General features: G+C 64.1%; 9 protein-coding genes and 1 pseudogene. 1 reads left to right on the top strand and 9 read right to left on the bottom strand.

Annotation, left to right across the window (positions count from 1 at the left end):
• The 8 genes from ACMUOY_RS06875 to ACMUOY_RS06840 all read right to left on the bottom strand — a co-directional run.
• Positions 1-511, bottom strand: a 511-nt coding sequence (locus ACMUOY_RS06875) for an aldehyde dehydrogenase family protein (protein WP_413891952.1), incomplete at its 3' end; no start/stop codon positions are given.
• Between the two features lie 176 nt (positions 512-687).
• Complete coding sequence (locus tag ACMUOY_RS06870) at positions 688-2,157, bottom strand: patatin-like phospholipase family protein (RefSeq protein ID WP_413891951.1); 1,470 nt, start codon at positions 2,155-2,157, stop codon at positions 688-690.
• An 11-nt stretch (positions 2,158-2,168) separates the two neighbouring features.
• Positions 2,169-4,697 (bottom strand): mechanosensitive ion channel domain-containing protein, encoded by a 2,529-nt coding sequence (locus ACMUOY_RS06865; RefSeq protein WP_413891950.1) that lies wholly within the window; start codon positions 4,695-4,697, stop codon positions 2,169-2,171.
• Positions 4,698-4,736: 39 nt separating this feature from the next.
• Complete coding sequence (locus ACMUOY_RS06860) at positions 4,737-5,270, bottom strand: hypothetical protein (RefSeq protein WP_413891949.1); 534 nt, start codon at positions 5,268-5,270, stop codon at positions 4,737-4,739.
• Between the two features lie 37 nt (positions 5,271-5,307).
• The gene (locus ACMUOY_RS06855; protein WP_413891948.1) at positions 5,308-5,739 is read right to left on the bottom strand and encodes an SHOCT domain-containing protein; all 432 of its coding nucleotides are present in this window, start codon (positions 5,737-5,739) and stop codon (positions 5,308-5,310) included.
• Positions 5,740-5,768: 29 nt separating this feature from the next.
• Positions 5,769-6,368: a DUF1579 family protein gene (locus ACMUOY_RS06850; protein WP_413891947.1), complete on the bottom strand. Its 600-nt coding sequence runs from the start codon at positions 6,366-6,368 to the stop codon at positions 5,769-5,771.
• A 60-nt stretch (positions 6,369-6,428) separates the two neighbouring features.
• Positions 6,429-7,217 (bottom strand): hypothetical protein, encoded by a 789-nt coding sequence (locus ACMUOY_RS06845; protein ID WP_413891946.1) that lies wholly within the window; start codon positions 7,215-7,217, stop codon positions 6,429-6,431.
• A 52-nt stretch (positions 7,218-7,269) separates the two neighbouring features.
• Complete coding sequence (locus ACMUOY_RS06840; RefSeq protein WP_413891945.1) at positions 7,270-8,703, bottom strand: DUF1254 domain-containing protein; 1,434 nt, start codon at positions 8,701-8,703, stop codon at positions 7,270-7,272.
• 146 nt (positions 8,704-8,849) lie between these two features.
• Between ACMUOY_RS06840 and ACMUOY_RS06835 the strand changes: the two genes are divergently transcribed.
• Positions 8,850-9,899 (top strand): AraC family transcriptional regulator, encoded by a 1,050-nt coding sequence (locus ACMUOY_RS06835; protein ID WP_413891944.1) that lies wholly within the window; start codon positions 8,850-8,852, stop codon positions 9,897-9,899.
• Between the two features lie 120 nt (positions 9,900-10,019).
• Here ACMUOY_RS06835 and ACMUOY_RS06830 read toward each other — a convergent pair.
• Positions 10,020-10,216: pseudogene (locus tag ACMUOY_RS06830) on the bottom strand (tripartite tricarboxylate transporter substrate binding protein); the annotation flags it as partial.

The raw sequence follows: 10,216 nt of genomic DNA, 5'->3' as shown, positions 1-10,216 counted from the left end.
TGGGCGCAAACTTCTCCAGCAGGCCCCAGACGGGAAAGTTGAAGGCGTTGATGTGCACCGCCACGCCGCCGCGCGGCACCAGGATGTGCGTGCCGCCAAACAGACCCTTCTTGCCCAGGTTCAGCGCCGGGCCTTCGTGGATGAGGTTGCCGCTGGGCAGTTCGCCCGCACCCACGTTGGCATAGGAAAACAGCGTGCCGGTGCCGCCCTCGATGTCGATCCAGCCGTCCACCCGCGTGGCGCCGGTGTGGGCCGAGATGGCGTAGAGCTCTTCCTTGCGCTCGCCCAGGTACTTGGCCAGCGCCTTCAGCCGCGCGGCCCGCTGCTGGAAATCCAGCGCCAGCAGGCCCGGCAGGCCCACGCGGCGGGCGTAGTCCACCGCCTCGCCGAAGTCGAGCGCGTCCGCATGGGTGAGGGCCACGGTCTCGCCGTTGATGGCGCTGCGCAGCGCCTGGGCGGGTTGGGCGCCGATCCAGCGGCCGCCGATGAAACTTTGGAGAAGAGTGGTCATGTCTGGGGTGGGTTGGGTCAAGGAAACAGGCACTGAACGGCGTTAGCCGACCGATTGGTCATGAATTATCATGCATATTCTGGACGGCGTCCTGCGATTTTGATGAGGCCCTGGCACCTGTTCACGCCTGAAGCAAGGCGCCGGCCCTGCGGATGCAGGCCGGGCGCCAGCACCTTTCACGGGGCGGCGGCCGGCCCGGCACCGGCTGCAGCCGGTGGGCTGACGACTTTCAGGCCGGCATCCTTCAGCAGCCGCTGGAATTCGGGTGATGCGCCGATGATGGTGCCCGCCGCCGCCCGCAGGCGGTCCACCGCCTCGGCCGGCAGAACAAAGCTGGTGGGCTGGTCGTTCAGGTAGGCCAGTTCCGCCGGGTTCTTCAGCGCCGGAAACGACACATCGATGGCGTAGATCTTCGCCTGCGGCACGCGGATCGCGGTGCAAACCGGCGAATCCTTCGCGCTCGCGCAGCCGGCCAGGTCGCGAAGGTGGCGCGCCGTGTCCCAGCGTGCGGAAATGTCCTTCAGCAGTTCGACCGCCTCGTAGGAATAGTGGTCGATCGGCACGCCACTGGATTTCAACAGCACGTCCACCATGCCTGGCCCCTTTTCCGATCGGTCCCAGTTGGTGGGGGGCGAAGACAGCGAGTTGACCACCAGCACGACAATTCGCTTCACATGGTCCAGCGGCGTCGGCACGCCCGCCGCATGCAAGGCTTCGAGCAACTGCAAGGCATCGAGCACACCGCGCATGCCCACGTTGTCGGAGATGCCGCCGTCGACCAGGTGGATATACGGCCGGTTCACGCCATCGGCCAGGGCCTGGCCCTCATTCAGCTCGCGGATTGCCCGCGCAGCGGGCCGCGGGGGATTGTCCGACTGCGTGAACATCTTGACCCAGGCCGGCACGTCGGCGTTGCAGGTGCCGCCGTAGTTGTTGAGCGTCACGGTCGACAGCACCACCGGTACGGCCGACGAAGCTGATGCCGCGCGCGCCAGGCGGATGGCATTGAGGTCCGTGCACATCAGGTTGAAGACGGACTGGTTGAAGGGGATGCGGCTGCCCGTCGAGATGTCGGTGGCTGACGCCACGATGTAGGGGCCATCGCCTCGATCAAGGTCGCCAAACGTCGCGTCGTTGAACAGGATCTCGTCGTAATAGTTCGCCGCAAGTTCGGATCGCCCGGCCGTGCCCCCGATGTAGTCGGCCCAATGACTGGGGCTTGCCGCCCTTGAAAGCAGTTCGCCCTGCACGTTTCGCTTGAGAAAGCGCTGCTCGTAGTTCGCAAACAGCTTGTCGCCGTACAGACCGTAGGCCAGCGCCGTGAAGCTGCCGCCCGACACACCGGTGATCATGTCGACGGCGTCGAGCAGACGAAGCTTGGTGCCATCCGGCGCTGCGACCTCGGTGCGTCGCAGAAACTCCAACGCCCCGTAGGAGAATGCCGCCGCGCGGGTACCACCGCCCGAGAAGGCCAAGACGACCAGGGTGTCCCGGCTCTTGAAGTGCTTCTGGCGCGTCTGGAAGGTGTACCCGCCATTCGGGTCGACCTGCGTCATCGGCGGGTTGACCGGGCGGCTGGCGCAACCGGCAAGCACCAGCAGCGCGGCCAGCGTCGTTGTCCAGACCAGCCGAGATTGCAAAACCATGGGGAATCCTGTCATGAAGGGGGGGCGTCGGCGCCTTGTTCTCGCAGCACGCGTTCGGCCGCCAGATTGATTTCGTGCTGCACCCTGAAGCGATCGTTCAACGATCCAACGTAGGCGTGAATTTCGAATTCGAGGTTCTTGTCGGCGAACGCCGTGAAGAAGACAGCCGGCGGTGGATTCGACAGTACGTCCGGCAGCAGTCCGACCTCTTCGACGATCCGCTGCTGAATCGCGGCGATGTTGCTGCCAAAGGGCACCCCGACCTTGAGAACCAGGCGGCTGACTTGGCTCGACAGGGTCCAGTTGACCACGGGCGCGGTGATGAAGGTCTTGTTCGGAATGATGACTTCCTTGTTGTCGAAATCCACCACCACCGTGGCACGGGCACGGATTCGCGCGACCTTGCCCGTCGTCTTGTCCACCGTGATCACGTCGCCGATCCGTATCGGTCGCTCGGCCAGCACGATCAGGCCCGAGACAAAGTTCGCAACGATCTCCTGCAGGCCAAAGCCCAGGCCCACGCCGAGCGCGGCAACCAACCACTGCACGTCGCCCCAGCCGATACCCAAAATGCTGCTGGCGACCAGCACGCCGGCAGCGGCGAGCGAATAGCGCGTCACGGCCTTGATGGCATAGGTGGCGTCGGCCTGAAAACCAAGCTGGCTCATCCCCACGATATCGACCAGCGAACCCACCTTGCGGACCGCCACCCCCGTCAATACGCCGACCAGGATTGCCATGAAGAGATCGCCGATGGTCAGGACGTGCAAGACCTCCTTGCCACCCACCGTTTCGGTGCCGCGCCACAAAGCGTAATCACCGACCCACTGCAACACCGGCATCGCATCCTGCCAGACCGCCCAAAGACCGATGACGAGGGCCAGCGAGATGAGCAGCTGCAACAACGAGCGCGCCTGATCACCGAGCGCCGCGACATCGGGCGGAGGACGACGCCTGTCGTCCACGGTCGCACCACCGACCACCATCGCCTGCGCAGCATCGGACGCCTGTGCAAGGTGCTGGCGCTGAACCTTCACCCACAAGCCGACCACACCGTAGAGCACAGCTGCTCCCAGCGCCAGGAACAGTGATTCGACGATTCGTGTCCAGAAAAAGCCCGCAGCGATGGAGTAGCCTGCGGCGGCGAAGAACAGACCGGCCAGCGGCGTCGCGACCAGCAGGCCGTACCAGACCAGGTGCAGCCGCACACCCCAGCTGTGCGGCGCGCTGGCGACAAGGCTTTGCACCAGCGGGCCGCGTCGCCGCAGCTGGCGCGCCAGATACACCACGCTGCCGAGCATCACAACCCCCAGGGCAAGGCGGCCCAGACTCTCCCGGTTGGCTTGGGGCGCGTGCTCCACCATGTTCAGCGCGGCCACGGAAAACACCAACACGAAGGGCAACATGAACCGGCGCAGCGTCCGCCCTGCGGCATCAAGCGAAATGGCGCTGCGTCCGAAGTAGCGGATCGCCAGGCCGTCGGGGTCGATCAGCCAGGCCAGGGCTGACAGGCCCAGCGATAGCGCAGCGACCATGCGCAAGGCACCGGAGAGCGACAGCACAAAGCCCTGATCCGATGGCGCCGCCGCCAGCAGGGCGGCGCCGGTCAGGAGCAGCATCGGGCCCGGCACGGCGAGCGCAATCGTGACGGCGACGGCCGCCAGCGCGTGCCAGATCCGGAACCGGCCCCAGCCCACGACCTCGGGGGACAGCGCGACCAGGCGCCGGCGCAAGCGGCCGCGCGCCGCCAACAACGCGCCCGCCGTCAACAGCGCCAACACGGGCCAGAAAGGCCGGCGTGCCAGTTCGTCGGCCGCAAGCCCGCCGGCCAAGCGCCAGTTCACCGGCGAGAACGTCCATGCGAGCGAGGGCGTCAACTCGATGAAGGTCTTTGCAGAGGGTAGCGCTGGAATCCAGAACAGGTAGCCTGCCAGCGCCTTCTGCGCCGCGATCGACTTCTGCTCAAGTTCATGCGCGGCCGAATTGGCACGCTCCAGCGTTTCCAGGCGTTCGCGCAGCAAACCGGCCAGCCGCTCAAGGGCATCGCGCTGGCCGGGGTCCAGTGACTCGCCGCCTGGCGCGGCTGCAGGGGACTGCAAGGGCAAACCCGGCGTTGCGCCCGCCACTCGGCGCGCCTTGATCTCATGCAGGGTGCGCTCGACGCGCAATTCCTGGTCGCTGGCAGCCGCCATCTGCTCGGCATGCTGCGCGTGCAGCGCGCGAAAGCGCTGCGCCGGTGGCAACTGGTGGAGGTAGTCCAACAGGGTCTGCGAAAACTCGCCACCCAGGGCGTTCACCTTGGCGCGCCGCTCGACCCAGCGCATGCGCTCGTCAAGCGTGGACTTTGCGTGGTGCAAGGCCGCCAATTCGGCCCGTTGCTGGTCGAGCGCCGCTCTGGCTCCCTCGATCTGGTTCGAAATGTTCGCGCTCTCCGCGATGCCCATGGGGCCGATATCAGGCTGTTGCGCGAGGCCCGTTACTGCGAACAAGGCAGCAAGGCAGGCGACGATGAAGCGATACGGGGACGAAGTCAGGCTCATTGGCAAACGTTACCGTACCCGCCCTCCACCGGCAAGCATTCACCGCACTCCAACGCCGCGCCCGCCCGCGCCAACACCGTGGAAACCCGCACCCACGCCACCGCCCGGGCCGATCCAGTCGATGAACAATGACGTCGCGCCGCCTTTGGTCGGCACCTTGCCCTCCAGCAGCTTGTAGCGGTAGACGATATCTTTTCCTTCAACCACCGGATGGCTGATTTCGACCACCGTCAGCGTATTGGCTTCCTTGCCGGATTCGTACACCGACAGCGTCGCGTTGGGCGGGTCCTTGCTGAAGTTGTCCAGCCCCGCCGCTGCGGTCCACTCCTTGAGGTAGGCAGGCATGGTGATGTGGCCGGCCATGCGCACCGGCCGGTCCGTGAAGTAGATGGTCTGTGGCGAGACATTGACCAGCCTGAGGGTCTTGTCGTCGGCCCGCAGGCTCTCCGAACTCTGGACGAACATCAGCTGGACCTTGGGATCCGCGGCCACAGCCGCCGTGAGAAGTCCGCTCAGCGGCATGGCGGCAACCGTCAACAGTGCGATGTTCAGCAATGAGCGTCTTGCATTCATTCTGTATTCCTTCAAAGGTGCGTGGGACGCGACGATCTCAGTTTGCCATCGCGTTGAGAATCTTCGTCTTCGCAGCCTGGTAGTCGCTCTGACTGATGAGCTTCTGGTCGTATAGCGACTGGAGTTCAGCAAGCTTCTGCTCTGTGGTCTTTGCCGGAGCAGGCGGCGGTGTGGCGGCGCGCGCGGCCGCCTGCTGCGCTGCGGCTGCAGACTGCTGGGCCGCGGCGGCCGAAGCGTTGGCGGCCGACTGTGCATTCGCCGCGGCTGCGGCTTCCTTGGATGCGGTCGCATTGGCGCTGGCAGCCGCTGCCTCGGTGGTCGCAACAGCGGCCGTGGTGGCGCCGACAACCACCGCCGTCCGGCGCCAGACACCCAGGATGGCCCAGGCCGATTCAGTCACCATCAAAAGCGCCATCGCGCCGAGCAGGGCCTTGGCCCAGACGCTCGTGTTCAAGTTCATTTTGGACATGTTTGTTCTCCTGATTTCTGGGGTGTTCGTTATTTGGTCTTGGTGTACTGAAGTTCCATCAGCTTGACCATCTTCGCGCCAGCCCCCTGCCCCCACAACTGGGTGACGTGACTGCCGTTTGGTTCGATCGAAAGACGCAGTTCGACGGGCGATGGTTTGCCCGTCAGTGCATTCGGCATCGTCGCCTTCAGGGTCGCGGACTTGCCGGACGGGTCGAGGTTGCCCCGAAACCAGGTCATTGCCGTGCTGCCCGAATCCATCCAGGTCGCCTGGTAGCTCTTGCCCACATTGTCATAGGCCATGTAGCCGATGCCGCTGTAGGGTGTTCCGGCAACGTTGCTGGCCAGCATCGACTGCACGTAGCGGCCATCCAGCACCCAGGCATTGACGCTGGTGCCCGTGGATTCAACCGGCGCGCCCTTGGGCGTGACCCAGGTGAGGATCTTGACGCTGAAGGTCCCGATCATCGGTTCGAGTCGCTTCTGCCCCTCGCCAGGGGTCATGGCGCTTTCCAGTGCCTTGACCATCGGCGCTCCGTCGGCCGCCTTTCCAGCGCTTTGCGCTGCAAGGGGAATGGCCAGACAGAGTGCCGTGGCCAGAAGTCCCACAGTGCGATTCAATGATTTCATGTTCATTCTCCAGTTCAATAAGAAAATACCGACTTCAAAATCCCGATGTCCGGCATGACGCTAAGGCTTGAAATTGCTGAACGGGCCACCCGCGCGGTCATAGGTGTTGCCAAAGTCGTCCTGCGTGATGTGCGCAGTGCCGTCCTTCTCGGGGGTGAGGACCAGGTCCTGCTCCAGCACCACGGAGCGGAATTTCCAGCCCGCCGGCAGCTTCAGGCGGCTGCCCAGCGTGGCGATGTCAGCGAACTTCTGATCGGGGAAGGTGATCAGGCTGAACGACTTCATGACCCACGGGTTGCCTTGCGGGTCTTCCAGGACAGAGATCCGCGTGCCCTTGTTGAACCCGAACTTGGTGTGCCTTGTGACGGTGATGTTCTTGTAGTCGGCGGCACCGGGTTCCGTGCTGATGCCTCTCAGATCCAGCCAGTTCACCCAGCGCGCCTTCATGCCGCCAAAGTCCACCTCCTTGCCCATCTCGACCTCGATCCAGTCCAGTGTCCAAAGCCGGGCACCGTTCTTGAACGCGGCGAGCATGTGGTACTGCTTCGCGATCTCCTTGACGTCGATCTTGTCGAGCAGCACCGCCGGTGAAGAATCCCCGGTGGTGTCGCTTCCGTTCAGCCCCCAGGTGTTGTAGACATTCGCCTCCAGGTTCTTGGTGATCGCGTTCCCGCCGATGAGGAACATCTCGGTGTAGCGGTGCCCGTAGGTCCCCTTGAACGTATTCAGCTTCGCCTCGGCGCCGTCAGGCGGCAATGTGACGACCAGCCTGGGATACAGGACGGCCGCGGCGACCGCGAGCACGGCGATGATGCCGAGCCCCCACTTCATACCTTTGCTCATTGCCATGGTTTTCTCCTTTTGCAAATTGCGGCGATCTCAAGCCGAATGACTTCGTACTTCAGGGTGCTCGCTCTACTGGCGGTGGCGTCCAACTGCCGTCCAGGACCGACGGCGCAGTCTTGCGCGGCGCATAAAGACGCATCACGAGCTGGAACTTGCCCTTGGGCGCCGGCAGCCAGTTGGCTTCCTTGTCCTTGCCGGGCGATTCGGCCTGCAGGTACAGATCAATGGAGCCATCCGGATTGGTGATCAGCTTGTCACGCCTCGCCACGTCGTAGCGGTTGAGGGCGTTGGGCACGAAGAAGAAGTCGCTGTCGTACATCGTCAGCGACCAGAAGGCGTCGGCCGGCGGTAACTGGCCCTTGGCGAACCGGACCACGTAGTTGGCTTTCGAGCCGTCGTAGGCGTCGCCCTTGGCGTCTTTCTGCGACAGCGGGTAGACGGCGTCCTGCGGGCGGTTCCAGCCCGGGCCGAGCAGGTTGGCCATGCCGCGCGTCAGGTAGTCGGTGCCGAAGTTGCCGACCCCCTTGGTAAGAAACAGCCAGCCGTTGGTGGTCTTTTGCCGCTTGAGGTGAATGCCCATTTCGACCAGCGCAAGCTTGGGCACTGCCTTCAGCACCTCCCGATCGATCGCGCCAAGGCCGGACGGGTCGTAGTCCTTGCCCGGCACCAGGCCGATCCTGGCCATTTGCGCGACGATGGCCGCATCCTGCGCCGTCGGCGGGTTGGTCTTCATGAGCTGCGCCAGCCGTTTGAAATAGTCGTCGATGTCGAGCGCGTTGACCTGCTTGCGCACGGCAGCCTTCATGTCAAAGGCAGGATCCACCACGCCGGGCGGCGGCGTGTAGGGCTTGCCCCAGGCGGACAGCGGAACCACACTGAACTGGTCCTGCAGCGCATGCACGGCCTTGTAGTCCTCTGGGGTTCCGGTGCTGTAGATGCGCCCGAGGATCCAGACCATGCCGGTGGGGGACTTCACCTGCGTCACGCCCTTGGGCAGCGTGCCGCTCCAGCCGGGGCCGGTGATGGCATAGGCCTGGGCCTTGCTGCCGGTCGTGGTGCTGGCGGCCACCTTGATCACCTCGGACCAGCCACTCAGCATGGGCATCATGTAGTAGCGGTTGCCCATGTCGGGGATGCTGAAAACGACAGGCTCTTTGGACACGTCGAGCCAGGCTTCGGTGTACAGCGTGTCGGCGTTGGGGGCCGCGCAGCAGTGGTTGTCCACGGCGGGGTACGTGCGCATGCGGATCATCTGGCCCATCGGCGCGTGCTCGGCGTCTGGCACGGTGACGTTGGTCTGCTGCTTGCGGGCCATGTCGAAGGTGACCAGTGGATAGCCGTAGATATAGGCCTCGGTCGCGATGCGGACGGCTTCAATGGCGCCAAGATCAGGCGGTGCCGCGCGCGCGGACACAGGCAAAAGACCTGGAATGGCCAGACACAGCAGGGACACCCAGCGCCCCACCCATCGGTTGCACCATCTCGTCATCACCCCTCCGTTTGTTCAGGGACGCCAGCTACGCAGGCACGGCCGACCAACGAAAACAATGTAGCTTTGGGGGGTCGCCAGCGTTAGACTTCGCGCGACGAGTTCTTGATACTTTGCGCCAAGTACCCTGATTGAGGTCAATAACCATGAGCATCAAGGCTTCCGCGGACCTGCTGCCCCCCGATTCGGGGATGATCCGCGTCGGCCCCTTGCTGGTGATTCCCGGCCTGTTGCGCGAATTCGGCCTTGATCCGGTGACCGTGTTTGAAGGCGTCGGTCTGCCACTTGCGACTCTCGCGGATCCAGAGGAGACCATTCCATTTCGGCTCATGTGCCATTTGCTGGCCGCCTGCGTGGGTGCGACGGCATGTCCCCACTTTGGCTTGCTGGTGGGCCAGCACAATGGAATTGGCTCCATGGGCCTGATCGGGTTCCTGGCGATGCAGGCTCCGGATGCCGGAACGGCCTTGCGCGAGATGATCCACCATGCCGATCTGCATGACAGAGGCTCGACGGTGAGGCTGTCGGTGGCGGAGGGAACGGCCACCCTGCGCTTCGACATCATCAAGCCATCGGCCACCGGCGCGGCCGAAGTCACCGACGGCGCCCTGGCACTCCTGCGCAACACCTTGCTGGCCTTGTGCGGCCGTGAGTGCAAGTTGCTGCGCGTGGATCTCCGCCATCCCAGGCCCGAAGATGTTCGTCCCTATCAACAAACGTTCCAGGCGCCCTTGTCGTTTGGCGCAGAGCAAAATGCTCTCGTCTTCAATGCCAAATGGCTGGATTCACCGGTGCAGCAGGCTGACCCCCTGATGCGGCGCTACTTGCAGGACCGCGTGAACGAAAGCATCCGTCGGGTGCACCTCGACTTCCAGGACAAAGTATTTCAATCCGTGCTCGATCAGGTACGCGAGGGCAGCAGTTCCCTTGACGCCTTGGCCAATCGGCTTGCCATGCATCGGCGGACCCTGAACCGACGGCTGGAACTGTGCGGCACCAGCTTTCGCGCCCTGAAAAGCCAGGCGCGCCGCGAGATCGCCTGCGAACAACTTCGCGACACCGGCAACAGCATCGAAAGCGTTGCAACCGAACTGGGCTATACCAGCGCCAGCGCGTTCACCCGGGCTTTTGCCAAATGGGAAGGCTTGCCGCCGGCCGCCTGGCGGAGGAAGGCCGCAGTGCCCGCCAAGGCATGACCCGGCAGGCCTTCAGACAAGAATCTCAGCAAAATGCGTCAATTCCCAGCGTGAAATGGTCGTATGACGCTATGAAATCAGGACTTTGCTGATTCGCTATGGCGTCGCTGCAGTCATGACCTACTGCGGCTCGACGCCCGCCTTCTTCACCAGTGCCGCGTACTTGGCCAGCTCGCGCTTGAAATGGGCCGTGGCCGCCTCCGGGGTGGAGACCTGGATCGTGTTGCCCTGCTTGGCCATCGCCTCCTTGACCTCTGGCGTGCTGAACGCGGTCACGACCGCCTGGTTCACGCGCTTCACCTGCTCCACGCTCAGGC

Origin of the sequence: Candidatus Skiveiella danica (assembly GCF_022705245.1) — a bacterium.
Classification (GTDB): Bacteria; Pseudomonadota; Gammaproteobacteria; order Burkholderiales; family Burkholderiaceae_C; genus Skiveiella; species Skiveiella danica.
This window is presented reverse-complemented; position numbering and strand designations above follow the sequence as displayed.

Bases quoted from the DNA above. Each gene is read 5' to 3' on its own strand.
- ACMUOY_RS06870 (WP_413891951.1), bottom strand. From the start codon at position 2,157: ATGGTTTTGCAATCTCGGCTGGTCTGGACAACGACGCTGGCCGCGCTG.
- ACMUOY_RS06865 (WP_413891950.1), bottom strand. From the start codon at position 4,697: ATGAGCCTGACTTCGTCCCCGTATCGCTTCATCGTCGCCTGCCTTGCT.
- ACMUOY_RS06860 (WP_413891949.1), bottom strand. From the start codon at position 5,270: ATGAATGCAAGACGCTCATTGCTGAACATCGCACTGTTGACGGTTGCC.
- ACMUOY_RS06855 (WP_413891948.1), bottom strand. From the start codon at position 5,739: ATGTCCAAAATGAACTTGAACACGAGCGTCTGGGCCAAGGCCCTGCTC.
- ACMUOY_RS06850 (WP_413891947.1), bottom strand. From the start codon at position 6,368: ATGAAATCATTGAATCGCACTGTGGGACTTCTGGCCACGGCACTCTGT.
- ACMUOY_RS06845 (WP_413891946.1), bottom strand. From the start codon at position 7,217: ATGGCAATGAGCAAAGGTATGAAGTGGGGGCTCGGCATCATCGCCGTG.
- ACMUOY_RS06840 (WP_413891945.1), bottom strand. From the start codon at position 8,703: ATGACGAGATGGTGCAACCGATGGGTGGGGCGCTGGGTGTCCCTGCTG.
- ACMUOY_RS06835 (WP_413891944.1), top strand. From the start codon at position 8,850: ATGAGCATCAAGGCTTCCGCGGACCTGCTGCCCCCCGATTCGGGGATG.